20 protein-coding genes, 1 other RNA gene, 1 pseudogene and 1 riboswitch are annotated in these 18,546 nt (G+C 31.9%); of the genes and pseudogenes, 20 read left to right on the forward strand and 2 right to left on the reverse strand.

The genetic code is table 11. The annotated features are described in order from the left end of the window. The 18 genes from rnpB to C3E90_RS10440 form a co-directional block, all read left to right on the forward strand. Positions 1-407: RNase P RNA component class A (gene rnpB, locus C3E90_RS10355), an RNA gene on the forward strand; the annotation flags it as partial. Between the two features lie 403 nt (positions 408-810). Next, the gene (locus C3E90_RS10360; RefSeq protein WP_236915597.1) at positions 811-1,380 is read left to right on the forward strand and encodes an ANTAR domain-containing response regulator; all 570 of its coding nucleotides are present in this window, start codon (positions 811-813) and stop codon (positions 1,378-1,380) included. Positions 1,381-1,382: 2 nt separating this feature from the next. Next, on the forward strand, positions 1,383-2,399 hold the full coding sequence (locus C3E90_RS10365; RefSeq protein ID WP_236915598.1) for a sensor histidine kinase: 1,017 nt from the start codon (positions 1,383-1,385) through the stop codon (positions 2,397-2,399). A 118-nt stretch (positions 2,400-2,517) separates the two neighbouring features. Then, positions 2,518-3,945 (forward strand): ethanolamine ammonia-lyase reactivating factor EutA, encoded by a 1,428-nt coding sequence (gene eutA / locus C3E90_RS10370; RefSeq protein ID WP_236915599.1) that lies wholly within the window; start codon positions 2,518-2,520, stop codon positions 3,943-3,945. A gap of 21 nt (positions 3,946-3,966) precedes the next feature. After that, entirely contained in the window at positions 3,967-5,328 is a 1,362-nt protein-coding gene (locus tag C3E90_RS10375) for an ethanolamine ammonia-lyase subunit EutB (RefSeq protein WP_236915600.1), read from the forward strand. Between the two features lie 27 nt (positions 5,329-5,355). Continuing rightward, positions 5,356-6,237 carry an ethanolamine ammonia-lyase subunit EutC gene (gene eutC / locus C3E90_RS10380; RefSeq protein WP_236915601.1) on the forward strand — a complete coding sequence of 294 codons (882 nt, stop codon included), beginning with the start codon at positions 5,356-5,358 and terminating at the stop codon, positions 6,235-6,237. Positions 6,238-6,253: 16 nt separating this feature from the next. After that, a complete protein-coding gene (gene eutL / locus C3E90_RS10385; protein ID WP_236915602.1) occupies positions 6,254-6,907 on the forward strand; it encodes an ethanolamine utilization microcompartment protein EutL in 654 nt (217 codons plus the stop codon). Between the two features lie 14 nt (positions 6,908-6,921). Next, a complete protein-coding gene (locus tag C3E90_RS13360; protein ID WP_272879127.1) occupies positions 6,922-7,479 on the forward strand; it encodes a BMC domain-containing protein in 558 nt (185 codons plus the stop codon). Beyond that, positions 7,480-8,925, forward strand: coding sequence for an acetaldehyde dehydrogenase (acetylating) (locus tag C3E90_RS10395; RefSeq protein WP_236915603.1), 1,446 nt, complete (start codon positions 7,480-7,482; stop codon positions 8,923-8,925). 18 nt (positions 8,926-8,943) lie between these two features. After that, positions 8,944-9,228, forward strand: coding sequence for a BMC domain-containing protein (locus C3E90_RS10400; RefSeq protein WP_236915604.1), 285 nt, complete (start codon positions 8,944-8,946; stop codon positions 9,226-9,228). Between the two features lie 57 nt (positions 9,229-9,285). Then, on the forward strand, positions 9,286-10,038 hold the full coding sequence (gene pduL / locus C3E90_RS10405) for a phosphate propanoyltransferase (RefSeq protein ID WP_236915605.1): 753 nt from the start codon (positions 9,286-9,288) through the stop codon (positions 10,036-10,038). Then, complete coding sequence (locus C3E90_RS10410; protein WP_236915606.1) at positions 10,029-10,673, forward strand: hypothetical protein; 645 nt, start codon at positions 10,029-10,031, stop codon at positions 10,671-10,673. Before pduL ends, C3E90_RS10410 begins: the two co-directional genes overlap by 10 nt. 15 nt (positions 10,674-10,688) lie before the next feature. Then, the gene (locus C3E90_RS10415; protein WP_236915607.1) at positions 10,689-10,964 is read left to right on the forward strand and encodes a EutN/CcmL family microcompartment protein; all 276 of its coding nucleotides are present in this window, start codon (positions 10,689-10,691) and stop codon (positions 10,962-10,964) included. Positions 10,965-10,975: 11 nt separating this feature from the next. Beyond that, a complete protein-coding gene (locus C3E90_RS10420; protein ID WP_236915608.1) occupies positions 10,976-11,266 on the forward strand; it encodes a hypothetical protein in 291 nt (96 codons plus the stop codon). A 1-nt stretch (position 11,267) separates the two neighbouring features. Further along, on the forward strand, positions 11,268-12,362 hold the full coding sequence (gene eutH / locus C3E90_RS10425; RefSeq protein ID WP_236915609.1) for an ethanolamine utilization protein EutH: 1,095 nt from the start codon (positions 11,268-11,270) through the stop codon (positions 12,360-12,362). 38 nt (positions 12,363-12,400) lie between these two features. After that, on the forward strand, positions 12,401-13,555 hold the full coding sequence (locus C3E90_RS10430) for a 1-propanol dehydrogenase PduQ (protein WP_236915610.1): 1,155 nt from the start codon (positions 12,401-12,403) through the stop codon (positions 13,553-13,555). 99 nt (positions 13,556-13,654) lie between these two features. Further along, a riboswitch (THF riboswitch) is annotated at positions 13,655-13,753 on the forward strand. A 70-nt stretch (positions 13,754-13,823) separates the two neighbouring features. Beyond that, positions 13,824-14,357 (forward strand): folate family ECF transporter S component, encoded by a 534-nt coding sequence (locus tag C3E90_RS10435; protein ID WP_236915611.1) that lies wholly within the window; start codon positions 13,824-13,826, stop codon positions 14,355-14,357. A 137-nt stretch (positions 14,358-14,494) separates the two neighbouring features. Further along, entirely contained in the window at positions 14,495-15,526 is a 1,032-nt protein-coding gene (locus C3E90_RS10440; RefSeq protein ID WP_236915612.1) for a D-alanine--D-alanine ligase family protein, read from the forward strand. Positions 15,527-15,543: 17 nt separating this feature from the next. Here C3E90_RS10440 and C3E90_RS10445 read toward each other — a convergent pair whose 3' ends face one another. Both C3E90_RS10445 and C3E90_RS10450 read right to left on the reverse strand, forming a co-directional pair. Beyond that, positions 15,544-16,140, reverse strand: a complete 597-nt coding sequence (locus tag C3E90_RS10445; RefSeq protein ID WP_236915613.1) for a DsbA family oxidoreductase — start codon at positions 16,138-16,140, stop codon at positions 15,544-15,546. A 116-nt stretch (positions 16,141-16,256) separates the two neighbouring features. Continuing rightward, positions 16,257-16,934 (reverse strand): PHP-associated domain-containing protein, encoded by a 678-nt coding sequence (locus tag C3E90_RS10450; protein WP_236915614.1) that lies wholly within the window; start codon positions 16,932-16,934, stop codon positions 16,257-16,259. 177 nt (positions 16,935-17,111) lie between these two features. On the opposite strand from C3E90_RS10450, the gene C3E90_RS10455 reads away from it, so the two are divergent. Then, positions 17,112-18,182, forward strand: a complete 1,071-nt coding sequence (locus tag C3E90_RS10455) for an ABC transporter substrate-binding protein (RefSeq protein ID WP_236915615.1) — start codon at positions 17,112-17,114, stop codon at positions 18,180-18,182. Between the two features lies 1 nt (position 18,183). Beyond that, positions 18,184-18,546: pseudogene (locus C3E90_RS10460) on the forward strand (ABC transporter permease); the annotation flags it as partial.

Raw genomic sequence — 18,546 nt, forward strand, 5'->3', positions numbered from 1 at the left:
GTGCTTTTGCATGAGGAAAGTCCGTGCTCCATAGGGCAGGATGCTGGATAACGTCCAGTGGGGGTGACCCTAAGGATAGTGCAACAGAAATATACCGCCCCGCACTCAATTTTGTATATAAGTAATGGGATGTAAAAACCATATATTTCAAACAAATATTTTAACTAAAAAAGCTTCTCTATAAAATTAAGTGCGGGGTAAGGATGGAAAGGTGAGGTAAGAGCTCACCAGCAGCTAGGTGACTAGTTGGCTATGTAAACCCCATCTGGAGCAAGACCAAGAAGGGATTTAAAAAGGTGGTAGCCCGCCACCATCCCAAAGGTAGGTCGCAGGAACCTATTGGTAACAGTAGGTCATAGATAGATGATTACCTAAGACAGAACACGGCTTATAGATTTACTCATCATTATATTTTTTAATGCAACCTTATTTAGGTTGCATTTTGAGTTTATAAATCTCCCCTTTGATAAAATATATTATTGGATATGAATAAAAATCTTTTAAAAATTTTAGAATAAATAAGTGTAAATTAATTATTTATGGGTAAAAGTATTATACAAAATACGGTGCTCATGGTAATTTGAGCAACTATAAACTAATATTGATGCACAAAGAAGTGCTTTTTAAGGCAACGGAGCCTGCATAATCTATATCTAGGATTAATGTGGGCTTTTTTTGACTATTGATTGGAAGGACTGGAAGTGGTAAAAGAACACTAGCAGGAGCAAAAAAATATTTTATGTTAGTGCCTTTAAGGGAGATGGGATATACCAACTTAAAAAGTATTTAAATTTTTAAGGAGGAAAACAGATGAAAAGGATAGTAATAGCCGAAGATCAGCCTATTGCTAGAATGGATATTACAGAAATATTAACTGAAGCAAACTACGATGTTGTAGGAACTGTTTCAGATGGTTTTGACGCTATAGAAATTTGTAGGAAGTTAAATCCAGATTTGATACTGATGGATATTAAGATGCCTTTATTAGATGGTTTAAAAGCAGCAAAACTTATTATAAAGGAAGAGTTGGCTGGGTGTGTAGTACTTCTTACAGCGTATAGCACAAAGGAATTTATCGAAGAGGCAATAAATATTGGAGTTATGGGTTATTTAGTTAAACCCGTTACGGAAGAGTTCCTCTTGCCAGCAATTGAAGTTGCATTGTCAAATACAGAAGAATTAAAAAGAATGAAAAAAAACATAAGGCAGATAGAGGAGAAACTAGAGAATAGAAAACTAATTGAAAGGGCAAAAGGATTATTAATGCAAAATGAGGGATTATCTGAAGAAGCAGCGTATAAGCAAATTAGAAGATTGAGTATGGACAAACGATTGTCTATGGCAAATATTGCTAAATTGATTATAATGGGTGGGCAATGAAAATGTTAAATATTGACAACAATAAATTGTGTAGTTTTTGTACTGAAATGGCTTCTTCAAATTATAATAATTTTTTAGAAATTACGGATATATTCCCAATGGCGGTTCATCAACTAAATGTATCGGCAATAATTTTTAATGATAGAGGAATATCAATTTATGCAAATTGTAACGCTGAAATTCTCTATAGAGGATTAGGATATGAGGATTTAATAGGTTCATACTTTGATAGTTTAGCTTTTGGTAGAGTTAGATTTAATAATATTTTGGATTACAAACATAATGAAATAGAATTTGTTACAATTGGAGGGCAGATATTAGAAATAAAATATGTTTTAATAAAACAAAAAAATGATTTTTTAGGTGTAAATATGATAATAAAGGATGTAACAGAAATAAAAGCAAAAGAAAAAGAACTTTTATTAAAATCTATCGCAATTCAAGAAATACATCATAGAATTAAAAATAATTTACAGACCATTGCTAGTTTGTTAAGATTACAATCTAGAAGAATTCAGGATATAAATGCTAGAAGAGCAATGAATGAAAGTATAAATAGAATATTAAGTATATCTACTACCCATGAATTATTATCTGATAATGGAATTGATGACGTTGATATTAAAATAATTTTGGAAAGGATTGTAGCTATTTTTAAAAATTATTTACTAGTGCCAGATAAGAATATAGATATAAAAGTGTTAGGAGATACTTTTATTATCGATTCTCATTATGCAACATCTATAGCTTTGGTAGTAAATGAGCTGATACAAAATTCTATAGAACATGGGTTTAAAAGAAAGAAAAGTGGATATATAAATATTAAGATAAATAAAAGGGATTCTCTATACACTATATCTGTTTTAGACAATGGAGAAGGATTTGATTTATCTAAATTGACCAATAACAGTTTGGGTCTTAATATAGTAAATGGAATAGTTAAGGAAAAATTAGGGGGAGATTTCAATATAGATTCATCCCATGAGGGTACTAATATAAGTTTCGGGTTTAGACTATAATCTAATAGTTTTTTTATAACACAAAGATGTGTTAATAGGAGGCGATGAGGCCTAAAGCAGTTACAACAGCTGCTTTAGGCCTCTTTTTTTCATGAAATTTTGATTAAGGAGAGATTGTATGAGTGAAAGCTTCTTAAGTGTAGGAATAGATATAGGAACTTCTACTACTCAGTTAGTATTTAGTAGGATTACTGTAGACGATACAGCTTCTATAGTTTCTGTACCTATGATAAAGATTGTTGATAAGGAAATAGTGTATAAGAGCAATATATATTTTACACCTCTTTTATCTCCTACTGAAATAGATGGGCCTAATGTTAGAAAAATAATAGAAGAGGAATACAAAAAGGCAAAAATAGAAGCCAAGGATGTAACAACTGGAGCAGTAATTATTACTGGAGAAACAGCTAGAAAGAAAAATGCTAATGAAGTTTTGAATACATTATCCGGATTGGCTGGGGATTTTGTTGTAGCTACAGCAGGACCTGACTTAGAAGCAATAATTGCTGGAAAAGGAGCAAATGTTCATGAATTTTCAAAGGATAAGGGTGTTATAGTGGCAAATTTAGATGTAGGTGGTGGTACAACAAATATTGCTGTATTTAAAAATGGAAATGTAATAGATACTTCTTGTTTAGATATAGGTGGTAGATTGATAAAAATAGATAAAGATAGAAAAATTATAACTTATATTTCAGAAAAAATATATTTCCTTGCACAAAGTATTGGCTTAGAAATAAATGTAGGAGATAAAGCAGACTACGAGAAGTTAAAAAAAATTGCAAAAAGGATGATTTCAATACTTGAAGAGACACTGGGATTAAGAAAATCTTCTAAAGAGTTAAACACTATGATAACAAATCAGGATTTAAGAAGAGATTATGAAATAGAGTATATTTCATTTACAGGTGGAGTTGCTGACTATATACACAATACTTCAAAGGATATATTTCAATATGGCGATATTGGAATAATTTTAGGGAATTCTATTTTAAACTCAAATCTTGTAAAACATTTAAAACTCTATAATGCAAAAGAAACTATTAGAGCCACTGTAGTGGGAGCAGGATCTCATACTACTGATATAAGCGGTAGCACCATTAAATATAGTGAAGAAGTCCTTCCTTTAAAAAATATACCTATATTAAAATTAACTGAAGAAGATGAAAATCTACCCTACCAAGAGATAGAAAAGATTATTGCGGATAAATTGAAATGGTTCAGCCTTGATGAAGACAAGCAATTGGTAGCTTTAGCTATTAAGGGGGTGAGGAATTCTAATTTTGAAGAAGTACAAAATTTAGCTAATTCCATAATAAATGGAATGAAAGAAATATTGGATTTTAATACGCCATTAATAGTAATTACCGAAAATGATATGGCAAAGGTACTTGGTCAAACATTAGATATTAGATTAAATAATAAAAAGCCAATAGTATGTATTGATTCTATAGAAGTAGAGAGTGGGGACTATGTAGATATTGGAAAACCTTTATTAGATGGAAGTGTAGTACCCGTTATTGTAAAAACCTTATTATTAAATTAATAGATTAGAGAGGTGGATAATATGAGATTAAAAACCAAATTATTTGGTACTGTATATCAGTTTGAGGATATTAAGGAAGTGCTGGCAAAAGCAAATGAAGAAAGGTCAGGAGATAAATTGGCGGGAATAGCTGCAGAATCTGTTACAGAGATGATTGCAGCTAAAGAGGTGCTAAGTAACTTAACTTTACAAGACTTAAGAAATAATCCAGTAGTTCCCTATGAAGAGGATGAAGTTACAAGGGTAATTCAGGATTTAGTTAATGAAAAAATCTATAACCAAATAAAAAATTGGACCGTTGCAGAATTGAGAGAATGGATATTAGATACTAAGACTACATCTAGAGATATAAGAAGAATTAGCAGAGGATTAACTAGTGAAATGGTAGCTGCTGTAGCCAAACTTATGACTAATTTAGATTTACTATATGGGGCTAATAAAATCATAGTGGAAGCCCATTGTAATACAACTATAGGATCACCCAATGTTTTTGCCCTTAGGTTACAACCTAATCACCCCTCTGATAACTTGGATGGGATTTTAATATCCATTTATGAGGGTTTAAGTTATGGATCTGGTGACGCTGTTATAGGGTTTAACCCAGTAAATGATACAGTGGAAAATGTTATCAGGATATTTAATTTACTTGAGGAGGTAAAAACTAAATGGGAGATACCTACACAGCATAGTGTACTGTCCCATGTAACTACTCAAATGGAAGCTATAAAAAAAGGTGCTCCTGCTGATATGATATTCCAAAGTATAGCAGGAACCCAAAAAGGTAATGAAGCATTTGGTATAACAGCTGAACTATTAGATGAAGCTAGAGAATTAGTTTTGAAGGAAGGTAGATCTACGGGGCCAAATGTTATGTATTTTGAAACTGGACAAGGTGCAGAATTATCGTCAAATGCACACCATAATGTTGATCAGGTAACTTTAGAGGCGAGATGTTATGGTTTTGCTAAAAGATATGAGCCATTTCTAGTAAATACAGTAGTAGGATTTATAGGCCCAGAGTATTTATATGATAACAAACAAGTAATAAGAGCAGGGTTAGAAGATCACTTTATGGGGAAATTGACGGGAATTTCAATGGGCGTAGATATATGTCATACAAACCATATGAAAGCTGACCAAAACGATCTTGAAAACTTGTCTGTTTTATTAGCGACAGCAGGGGTCAATTTTATTATTACTGCACCTCAAGGTGATGATGTAATGTTAAACTATCAATCAGCGTCTTATCACGATGGAGCAGCTATAAGAGAAATGCTAGGGTTAAGACCAATTAGAGAATTTGAAGATTGGCTTGGGAAAATGGGGATTTACCAAAACGGGAAATTGACTGAAATAGCTGGAGACGCTTCAATATTCATTTAATTAAGGAATAAATAGGAGGTAAAAAAGATGATAACTGAAAATCAATTAAAAAGTATTGTAGAACAAGTTATTAAAGAAATGAGTGAAACTGCAGAGGTGAATGTTCCAGATACTATAAATAATAAACTAGATAATCCAATGGAGGATAAAGGTTTATTTGACATTACAGGAATAAACCTAAGGGAGCAATTGCTAATAGATAATCCTAATAATAAAGAGGCATATTTGAATTTTAAAAAATCAACTTCTGCTAGAATAGGTATCTCAAAAGCAGGAGCTAGGTGTAAAACGCAAAGTCTTTTAAGATTTAGAGCAGATCATGCAGTAGCAATGGATGCAGTATTTACAGATGTATCAGAAGAATTTATTAAAGATATGAATTTAAAATCTATAACCACTTTGGTGTCTGACCAAGATGAATATCTTACAAGACCAGATTTAGGAAGAAGATTTGATGATGAAACGCTAAAATTTTTAAAGGATAATTTTGAAAAAGATATGCAGGTACTTGTATATATATCTGATGGATTAAGTTCCACAGCTATTGAAACTAACGCTAAAGATACCTTCAAAGCAATAGAACAAGGATTAAAGGGACATGGAATCAAAATGGGTACTCCTTTCTTTGTGAAATATGGAAGGGTGGCAGCTATGGAACCTATTGCAACAGTGTTAAATCCTGATGTAATAGCGGTTTTAATAGGAGAAAGACCTGGCCTTGCTACCGGTGAGAGTATGAGTTGCTATATGGCTTATAGACCTACTATTGGCATGCCAGAATCCAGAAGAAATGTAATATCAAATATTCACAAAGGAGGAACTCCTGCAATTGAAGCTGGTGCTCATATAGCTGATGTATTAAAAAAGATGTTAGATCAAAAAGCAAGTGGATTAGATTTAAAATTGTGATATTGGAGGTGTTATTATGAAAGGTGATAAATTACAAACCACTGTATTAAGTGTTAAATTAATTCCAAACGTAAGCCCTGATTTAGGAAAAGAATTTAATCTGGATACTTCTCAAAGAAGCATAGGGGTTATAACCACAGATTCAGATGATGTTTCTTATACAGCCCTTGATGAAGCAACAAAAAAAGCAGACGTTAAGGTTGTATATGCAAAATCATTCTATGGAGGAGCAGCAAATGCAAACACGAAATTAGCAGGTGAGTTTATAGGTATTTTAGCGGGACCAAATCCAGCAGAAGTAAAAAGTGGTCTTAATGCAGCAATAGATTATATTCAAAATGAAGCTTTCTTTTATAGCGCTATTGAAGATGACTCTATAGTATATTTTGCTCATGTAATCTCAAGAACTGGGTCTTATCTATCTACTATTGCAGGAATTAGAGAAGGGGAAGCTTTAGCATATTTGATTGCTCCACCAATAGAATCCATGTATGCCTTAGATGCAGCATTAAAGGCTGCTGATGTTAGAATGGTTGCTTTTTATGGGCCGCCATCAGAAACTAATTTTGGTGGTGGATTATTAACAGGTAGTCAATCTGCTTGTAAAGCTGCTTGTGATGCATTTGCAGATGCTGTTCAATACGTAGCGGATAACCCTATTAAGTATTGATTGTGGTGATATTAATGGATTATAAAGCCTTAGGATTAATTGAGACTTATGGATATGTGGCAGCTATTGAAGCAGCAGACGCATGTGTAAAAGCTGCCAATGTAAATTTAATTGGATATAAAGAAGTTACTGGAGGCATTGTAAGTATAATATTACAAGGTGATTTAAGTGCTGTAAAATCTTCTATTGAGGCTGGGACAATAGCTGCTTCAATTTTAGGAAAGGTTATATCAACTACTGTGATACCAAGGCCTGCAGAAGGGTTAGAAAAGATAATTGATGACTATGGATTCAATAAGAATAAAAGCAATAAGCTTGTAAAAATTGAAGACAGCATAGAAGATGTTATAGAAGATAAGGAAAAAGATGAACGTGAAAGTACCATTGAATTTGAGGGGAAAACAATAAATCTAAGTAATGAAGAAGAATTAAGAGAGTTGAAAGTAGTCGAATTAAGAAAATTGGCTAGACAGTTAAGCATCACTTACATGGATAGTAATGAAATTAAATATGCAAAGAAGAATGAATTGATATCTGCCATTTTGTTATATGTAAAGAGAGGTGAAGAGTAGATGAATATTGAAGATAAGGATTTACTTTCTATACAGGAAGCCAGAAACTTAATAAAAAATGCTAAAAAAGCACAAAATGTATTTAGTAAATACAGTATGGCAGAAATTGATAATATTGTGGAATCTATTTCAAAAGCAGCCTCCAGAGAAGGAGAATATCTAGCTAAATTAGCCCATACAGAGACTAAATTTGGAAACTGGCAGGACAAGCTTAAAAAAAACAAATTTGCTAGTGATAGAGTATATGAATATGTAAAAGATATGAAAACTTTAGGGATTATTGGGGAACAGGATAAGGATAAAATAATGGATATTGGTATTCCAGTAGGGGTTATCTCTGCTTTAATACCTTCTACTAATCCAACATCTACCACCATATATAAAACATTAATTTCGCTAAAGGCTGGTAATAGTATAATATTTAGCCCTCATCCAGCAGCATTAAATAGTATAAAACGGACTGTTCAGATATTAAACAGTGCAGCAGTTCAAAGTGGGGCACCAGAAGGTTTAATTAGTTGTTTAAGTAACCCTACAAAAGAAGCTACTGAAGAGTTAATGAGGCATAAAGATGTAAATTTAATTTTAGCTACTGGTGGTTCAGCCATGGTAAAGGCTGCTTATAGTTCAGGAACTCCAGCTTTAGGGGTCGGTCCTGGAAATGTACCAGTATTTATAGAAAGAAGTGCAGATATTAAGTCAGCAGTAAAGAAAATATTTGAAGGTAAAACTTTTGATAATGGTACAGTATGCTCTTCAGAACAATCAATAATCACAGAAAAAGTTATAGAAGAACAAGTTAAGGATGAAATAATACGTCAAGGGGGATATTTTCTTAAAGGAGATAAATTAAATAAGATAATTCAGCTTATGGAACATCCTAGTGGTAGGATCAATCCTAAAATTGTTGGGAAAACTGCTGCTGATTTAGCAAAGATGGCAAATATAGAAATACCTGGGGAAACAAAGGTTTTATTATGTGAAGAAAAGGGAGTAGGTAGAGATTATCCATTTTCAAAGGAGAAATTAACTTCATTATTAGCCTTTTATTCAGTGGAAAATTTTGAAGAGGCTAGTCAATTATGTATTCTGTTATTAGAATATGGCGGATTAGGACATACGATTTCAATTCATTCTAAGAATGAGGAGATTATTAAAGAATTTGCTCTTCAACAACCTGCTTCAAGGATAGTTGTAAATACTCCATCCTCTATTGGAGCAATAGGCTATACTACAAAATTAGCACCTTCACTAACTCTTGGTTCAGGTGCTATAGGAGGGAGTGCAACTTCTGATAATATATCACCAATGAATTTAATTAATATTAGAAAATTAGCTTATGGAATAGATGAGGTAGCTGGGAATATTAAAAGTGCCGACTCTATAGATATTAATACTATAACCAAAATGGTGTTAGAAGAAATCAAAAAAATTAATATTAAATAATGAAAAGGAGGAATAATCATGTCTAGTGTAAATGCTTTGGGAATGATTGAAACGAAAGGATTAGTTGGTTCAATAGAAGCTGCAGATGCAATGGTAAAGGCAGCAAATGTGACATTAATAGGAAAGGTACATGTAGGAGGAGGTTTAGTTACAGTACTTGTTAGAGGTGACGTTGGAGCCGTTAAGGCTGCAACAGACGCAGGAGCTGCTGCAGCAGAAAGAGTGGGGGAACTGGTATCAGTTCATGTAATTCCAAGACCACATACTGAAGTGGAATTGATACTTCCTAAAGTAGAAGGATAATAATTTCCAGACCATATTATGGTCTGGAATCCCCAAACTTTGAATAGGGGTGATTTAATGAAAGTTATAACCGAAGAATATTTACGCACCTTATTTAAAAAAAATATTCCAAAAGAATATAAAATAAACAAAAAAGCAATAATTACTCCTTCAGCAAGACAATATTTGAAAGAAAGAGATGTGAAACTTCTAATAGAAGAAGGGGAATCAACTTCAATTAATCAAATTGTAAAAAGAGACCAAATCATTCCCATAGAAGCATCTGGCAGACATATACATCTTAGCAAAAAAGATATAGAGATTCTATTTGGAAAGAATTATGAAATGCTTGTAAATAAAGAATTGTCCCAACCTGGGCAGTTCCAATATGAAGAAAAGGTGTCCTTAATAGGTCCAAAAAGCATTATTAAAAATGTATCTATTTTAGGGCCACCAAGAGATAAGACCCAGGTGGAAATATCTAGAACAGATGCTATAAACTTAGGTATAAATGCACCCATAAAAGAATCTGGAGATTTAGATGGGACAGCTAATATTTTTGTTGCAACTGAAAAGGCAGTAATAAAAGTGAATGAAAGCGTAATAATAGCGAAACGTCATATTCATATGTCTCCAGAGGATGCAATAAAATTTAATGTTAAAAATAGAGATATTGTAAGTGTAAAAATAAATAGTAATAGGCCAGTGATTTTTCAAGATGTGTTAGTGAGAGTAAATAAAAATTATAGACTTAGTATGCATATTGATTATGATGAAGCAAATGCAGCGGGATTGGAGGATGGAGTTATGGGGGTGATAGTTTGGATATAGAAAAATTTATTGAAACTATAACGAGAAAAGTAATAGAAGAGTTAGAGAAGAACAAGAAAGAAGAAAAAAAGATATTATTACTAACTTCTAATAAAGATGAGGTTAAAAACAAATATAGTCTATTCATATCCAAATGGGAAAAAGTTGACTTTATCTATGACGATAAAATATCTATTGATTCATATTCTATAATATTATGTCCAGAATTGATGAATGAAGACTTAATAGATATAGCTATTGGAAAACAAAACTCAATAATTTCATCTATTATAGTAGAAGCCATACTAAGAGGTAAGAAGATAATATGTATGGAAGAAGGATTATTATATAAAAATTTTGAAAATAGTTCAAACAAAAATTTTTATAATATATTTGAAGAATACAAAAAAAAGCTAGAAAGTTATGGGATAGAATTCATAAAATATACGGAGTTAGGAAACATAATTAACTCTTTAGAAAACAGGGAAAATGGAATAGTTCCTATAAATAGGAAGGTTATTACTGAATCAGATATAGAAAAAGTATGGGTAGATGGGATTAATAACATAAAAATATCTAGGAGCTCTATTATAACTCCTTTAGCAGAAGATTATATAGTGGACAAGCAAATTAAGATCGAATATTTAGAACCTTAGAGGGGGTAGAGGCTTATGATTATTGGAAAGATTGTTGGTAATGTTTGGGCTACTAGAAAAGAAGAAGCTTTAAATGGATATAAACTTTTAGTAGTTAAGCCGATAGATTATTATAATGAAATAGAAGAAAACACCTTTGTTGCAGTAGATAATGTAGGAGCAGGCATAGGAGAAGAAGTACTTGTAGTTATGGGAAGTTCTGCACGAAAAGTTTTAGACAATAAAGAAGTACCTATTGATGCAACAATTATAGGAATTATAGATGAAGTAGAAGTGGATAAAACAATATAGGGGGTGAACCTATGAGTAAGATATTGATAACTCAGAAGAACTTAGATGAATATTTAGAAGAAAATTCAAAGGAGATTTTAATAGATAGCACTATGATTTTATCTCCTATAGCCCAAGATTTGATAAAAGAACGAGGTATAAAAACTATCTATAAAACAGCCCCTAAGGTGATTAAATTAGACACTGATGTGTTGATAGAAAAGATATCTAGTATTTTATATGAAGAGTATAGTTATACAAATAAAGATGATATAAGAAGGATTGTAAAAAGAGTATTAGAAAAAATAAGATGGGAGGGTTAATATGGGAATAAATGACATTATTGTTTATATAATGGTACTATTTATGGTTATTGGAGCAATGGATAGAATTATTGGAAATAAATTTGGTTTTGGAGAGCAATTTGAAGAAGGAATTTTAGCAATGGGTTCTTTAGCATTGGCAATGGTTGGTGTAGTATCTTTAGCACCAGTGTTAGCTAATATTTTAAAACCAGTTGTGGTACCAATTTATACTGCATTGGGAGCAGACCCTGCTATGTTTGCTACTACGATACTTGCCAATGATATGGGAGGATATCCCTTAGCCATGGAATTAGCGCAAACAGAACAAGCAGGACTATTTGCAGGTTTAATACTAGGTGCTATGATGGGACCTACAATTGTATTTACAATACCTGTAGCTCTGGGAATAATAAAAAAAGAAGATCATCCATTTTTAGCAACAGGAATATTGGCTGGATTGATTACTATCCCTATTGGGACTTTTGTTGGTGGTTTAGTTGCAGGTTTCGATTTATCAATGATATTGAGCAACTCGGTTCCAATAGTAATAGTATCCCTTTTATTAGCAATAGGTTTGTGGAGAATTCCAAATAGGATGATTAGAGGATTTACCGTCTTTGGTAAGGGAGTAGTTATAGTAATAACAATAGGATTGGCAGCTATCATTATTGAAACTTTAACTGGAATAGTTGTAATTCCCGGTATGGCACCAGTATCTGATGGTATCGAAATTGTTGGAGATATTGCTTTGATGTTAGCAGGAGCTTTTCCTATGGTACATTTTATAACTAAAGTATTTAATAAACCACTACTACAATTAGGGAAATTACTTGGAATGGGCGATGTTGCAGCAGCAGGTATGGTAGCTTCATTAGCAAACAATATACCTATGTTTGGATTAATGAAAGATATGGATAATAGAGGTAAGATTATTAATGTGGCTTTTGCTGTTAGTGCATCTTTTGTCTTTGGTGATCATTTAGGATTTACTGCTGGCGTTGCAAAGGATATGATATTTCCAATGGTGGCAGGTAAATTAACTGCAGGAATTACAGCAGTTATACTTGCAATTTTTATTGCTAATAGAAGAGTGGAACAAACTCAAGAGAGCTAATATATCTATTCTTGATATGGATAGTTGGAGGAATTGCTATGAGAAATTTTAACCTAAAGACGGATATTTACTATGGTTTAGATTCAATCCAAAGGCTAAAAGATATTAATATAAAGAAGGCTTTTATTGTAACAGATAATGTAATGATTAAACTAGGAAATTTGGCAGAAATAACATATATTTTAGATAAAAAAAGCATTGATTGGTGTCTATTCAATGATGTAGCAGAAAATCCATCTTTAGAAAGTGTATATAAGGGATTAGAGGAATTTATTGGTTTTAGGTCTGATACAATTATCGCATTAGGTGGTGGTTCTGTTATAGATACTGGAAAAGCAATTTTATATTATTATTTATTAACATTGGAAAAACTTATTGATAGGGATTTAATAAAAAAACCTTCATTGATTGCAATACCAACTACTAGCGGTACAGGTTCTGAGGTTACTAGTTATTCAGTATTAACAGATACAAAAACTGAAAGAAAAATTCCAATAATGGATAATAGAATGATTCCTGATATAGCTATTTTAGATAATCAATTTACGAAAACAATTCCTTCACATGTTATTGCAGATACAGGTTTTGATGTTTTAACTCATGCCATAGAAGCTTATGTAGCCATAAATGCATCAGATTATACGGATACTTATGCAGAGAAAGCCATTAAATACGTATTTAGTTATTTGTTAAGGGCCTATTATAATGAAAAAGATTTAGAAGCAAGGGAAAAAATGCAAATTGCTTCTTGTATGGCAGGAATAGCTTTTACTAATTCTGGGTTAGGAGTTAATCATAGTATTGCCCACATAATAGGTGCTCGATTTGGCATTCCCCATGGGAGGATTAATGGCATATTACTTCCCTATGTGGTAGAATTTAATTCAGAATTAGATAGAGTATCAAATAGTAAAACATCAAAAAAATATAGACATATATCTAAATCATTGGGGTTTCCCCATTCAACACCTAGAAAAGGAGTTGTCAGTTTAATAGAAGGTATAAAAATTTTAAAGGATAAGCTTAATATACCTGCTACATTAAAAGAAGCAAATATTGATAGCGTCATATTTTACAAGAGTTTGGAGGAAATGAGTAATATTGCTATGGAAGATCTTTGCACAAAATCCAATCCAATTAAAATCAAAAATGAGCAAATTATCAATATATTAAAGAAAGCATATACAGGTTAGAAGAATAAATAGGAATAAAACAACTTGAAATTTTTACAATTATTAGATATACTATAGATGTTAACATCTTTGTTAATTGTAAAAGTTAAATTAATCAATGGCAGAGTAGATAGTTTGCGTAAAGTGTTAGAGGATGGGACGTTGCCTCTAAACGAAGAGCTATTTTTAGCTTGCGTTAAACCTATCGCGTTCGCTGACACATCCTGAATAGTCTACTTTCTTGGTGTGGCAGTTCTGTCATATCATTTAATGAAAGGAGGCTATTTTTATGAAAAAATTTAATCCTAAAAATATCGCCTATTATGCCTTGTTGGTTGCATTAAATGTTGTGTTATCAAGAATTGGCAGCATTAGAATTGGCGGTGGAGGGACTGAAATTGTTCGAATAGGGTTTGGAGGATTTCCAATCATCTTTGCTGGAATAGTTTTTGGTCCAGTTGCTGGTGGAGTCGTTGGGGCTGTTGGTGATATAGTAGGAATGATAGTTAGTCCCATGGGCCCATATATGCCACATTTTACTCTATCAGCAGCTTTAACGGGAGTAATACCCGGGCTTGTTATGATTAGATGCAAGGATAAAGAATGTAGAACTTCATTTTGGAAACTTCTATTAGCAATAGCTATAGGACAAGTTACTACCTCTATAGTAATGTGGGCATACTTTATGAAAACATTATTTGGTATACCTTTAGTAACTATTCTTCCTACTAGGATAATCAGTCAATTAGTCAATATACCTTTGTATGCATATATGACTAAGGTGTTAATAAGTAGACTTCCTATAGCATTAGATACTAATTAGTTAGAAAGCCATTACCAGAACAGGGTAGTGGCTTTTGTAATATTTTTATAAATACTATATAATGGAAAGGGAGGCATTTTAAATAGAGGCGTCTCTTATTTTATTTATAATAAATAGATTAAAGGAGATGTTTATTTGTGAAGGTGGCTGTAGTTACTGATAAGCCAAGGTTTGAAATATTACCTACAGAAGAGGGGATAATGGAAGATAAACAAAAGAAAAAGACCATTAAGGGGATAAAAGAAGTACTATCAAAGAAGTTTAATTGTATAGATTTAGTATTTGATGAAAATTTAATTTCTAAATTAAAAAAAGAAAAAGTAGATTTGGTTTTTAATCTATGTAATGGAATCAAAGGAGATGCAAGGCTTTCTCAATTACCAGCAGCCTTAGAATATGCTGGTATTCCCTATACAAGTTCTTCGCCTCTAGGACATGGACTTGCTTATAATAAAATCTATTCATGCAAACTGTTTCAAGAAGCTAAAATTCCTACACCAAAGTTTACCCATGTTTACAATATAGAAGAAATAAAGAACTTAAATGTTGACTATCCAGTCTTAGTAAAGCCTAAAGATGAAGGCTCTAGTAGGGGTATACATGAAAATAGCCTTGTATTCAATGGGGATGAATTAGTTGAAAAAATTAAAGAAGATTTAAAAATATATAATCCACCCATAATGATAACTGAATATATTGAGGGCAGGGAACTTACAGTAGGAGTTCTAGGTAATGGTAACAACTTGACTGTTCTTCCAATATTAGAAGTGGATTTTTCAAATCTTCCAGATTATTTAAATAATATTTATAGTTTTGAAGTTAAATTCCATTATGGGGACAAGACACTTTTTCATATTCCTGCTAAATTGACAAGGGAAACTAAAAAGAGAATTGAGAAAGTAGCATTAAAAGCCTACAATGCTTTGGGAATGCGTGACTATGCAAGGGTTGATATTAGATTGAAGGACAATATTCCTTATGTATTAGAAATAAATTCTCTACCAGGTCTTATGAAAGGACATAGCGATTTAACAAAAATGGCTGAAGCATCTAGGTTAGGTTATAATGGATTGATTATGAAAATAGTTAATAGTGCAATTAATAGGTATTATTCTAAAGATGAATTAAAATATAAAACTGTTCAAAAAAAAGACCTCCTAAAGGGTTAACACTTTAGGAGGTTGCGTTATTCATATGCTAAGAAAGACCTTTTTATCTGTTCATAAGGTCTAACTCCAATCATTTTGTGCTTATTATTAATTACAAAAGTAGGAGTACCTTCTACTTCAAACTTATTTGTTAACTCCTTTGCCAGATCTAAATTTTTATTATATTCTCCAGTATCGATAAGTTTATTCATCTCTAAAACATTTAGTCCAGTTTTTTCTGCTATACCGTCAAGAATATTTTTATCTCCTATATTTTTTAAATCTGTAAAATAAGCTTTAAATACCATTTTAGAAAACTCATCATATTTACCAACTGATTTAGCATATTCCCCTGCTAAAAGGGCTCTGTGAGTATTATAATCTTTTTCTTGAATTTTGTATTCAATACCATGTTCTGCACCTAATTTGCTTAGCATTTCATACATTTTTTCTGCATAGCCTTTTGGATGTTTTCCTTCAACGCTTCTTCCTTCTAACGGAATATCTGGATGCATTTCATATGGGATCCATTCCACTATAAAGTTTATACCATCTTCTTTCATTTTGTCAAAAATACCTGTAGCTATGAAACAGAAAGGACATGCAAAATCAGAAAATATTTTGATATCTAACAATTCAAACCCCTCCATTTTATATTTAAGTATATATACCCAATTTATATAAGAAACAATAAACCAGGAAGGAAATTGAATAAAAAAACCCCTTAAATTAATTTATGGGGGTTAAATAGTTATTTTTGTTTAAAACTTGCTATTTTTTCTTTTGGTAATACTTCTTCATAAGAATAATCAAAGTCTACAAAATTACCATCTTTTCTCATGACAGGATGGAAAGTTTTAGCTTTAACAGCTTCAATAAAATCTTTATCATCTCTGATGCCATCATAAAATTTAGTTGCGTATTTACCAATTCTATCTAATACATGGGCATCGCTAGCACCAAAGGAAGGTAATCCTAATTGGGTAGCTGTAGCATAAGCATATAGGTTGTGATAAGAGTAAGTGCTTCCATTAAAGGATTCAACACCATGCAATAGGTCTGCTACTTCATGTAAATGATTTTCTAGCCCTCTATTGTTATTTCTAAAAGGATGAGCAGCAATTGCCACACCCTTATGTTTTCTTACAAGTTTTAGTAGTTCTTCAGCGTGAATTTTTTCCTTAGGAATGTCTTTTAGGCCGAAAACTAATATATCTCCTTGATGAGTAAGGACTTCTGCACCGACGATTACTAAAATTCCATTAATCTTTACATAATCCCCTAAGTCTTTTCTCAGATGGTTATTGTCATGGTTAGTTATACACATTCCATCAAGACCTATTAATTTAGCCATATCGATTGCTTTCTTTAAATCAATGAAACTGTCTGAAGAATATTTATTTTCATGTACATGAGTGTCAATTATCATTACATTTCTGCCTCCATTTATAATGTTAATTAAATAATACCACATAATTCTATATATTAATCTGGTATAGATAAATACAATAGTAGATGAGGATGCTATGAAAAATATTAATACATGTTAATGTTTTTGTTTAATATGTTATAATATTCGAGGAAATATAGAAATGGAGGGAAAAACATGAAAAGAACTAGCAAAATACTTATATTATTATTAATCTTTTCAATGGTTTTATCATTAGCTGCTTGTGAAAAAACTGAAACACCTAATGAAGAACCAGAGGAACAAGGAGAAACAAAAAATGAGGAAAAAGTTGATTTAACAGGCACAACCTTAAATATTGTGGCTACATCAGAGTCTTACAAGGAATTCTTCGATAAATTTACCGATGAAACGGGAGTTAAAGTAGAGTTTATATCAATGTCATCTGGAGAACTTTTATCAAGAGTAAGAGCAGAAGAAGGTAAACCTATGGCTGATGTATGGTTTGGTGGAGGTTTAGATGCTTTTATGCAAGCTAAGGAGGAAGGGTTACTTGAATCTTATATATCAAAGGAATCAGAAGATATACCTGTAGAGTTTAAAGACCCTGAAGGATATTGGATTGGAAAAGGTCTTACTATTGTTGGATTATTAGTTAACAAAGATATATTAGAAGAAAAAAATCTTCCAATGCCAACTAGTTGGAAAGATTTAACAAACCCCGAATATAAAGATGAAATAATAATGTCTAATCCAGCTATCTCAGGAACTAATTATGCTGCTGTAAATGGATTGTTACAATTGATGGGCGAAGAAGAAGGATGGAAATTCTTTGAAGAAATGAATAAAAACATTCCTTATTATGCAAAGAGAGGTAAAGACCCACAATTAAAGACTATGGAAGGTGAATTTGCCATAGGAATTATTCCAGCTGATAAATCAGCCTTTGATCTTCAAGAGGAACAAAATGTAGAAGTTGTATTTCCACAAGATGGTATACCATGGGTACCTGAAGGGGTTGCCATATTCAAAAACAGCCAAAATTTAGAAGGTGCAAAGGCCTTTATAGACTTTATGCTTTCAAAAGAAAATCAGCAAATTCTTGCCCAAATAGATGGTAAAGATGGAGCACAAATGGTTAAACCTGGGGTAGAAGGCTATGATTTAGGCGTACCTAAAGAAAAGCTTATTAAACAAGATTTATCATCATTTGGAAAGGATAGAGAACGAATACTCGAAAAATGGGCAGAACTCGTAGGTGACAAATAATATGAAAATAGAAAATAATAGGGTATCTAATAGAATAGATACCCCTTTTTTAGATTTTATTGATAAATTAATTCTTATAATAATTTTTATACTTGTCCTATTATTTGTTTTTTATCCGATGATAGCTGTTGTTAGTAAAAGTTTTTTTGTTGAAGGAAAGTTCACATTGGATATTTATAAGAGTTTATTAAATAAAAATATTGTATTACTTAAAAGTAGCCTTTTTGTTGCAATATTAACTACTTTAATATCTACTATTTTATCTATAGCTGTTTCTATATATATTAGCTTTACTAATAGTAAGTATAAAAAAATACTTACTACAATTTTAATGTTGACTATGATATCACCCCCATTTGTTTCT

This window comes from Clostridium sp. Cult2, from assembly GCF_021655075.1.
Lineage (GTDB): Bacteria > Bacillota > Clostridia > Tissierellales > Tepidimicrobiaceae > Schnuerera.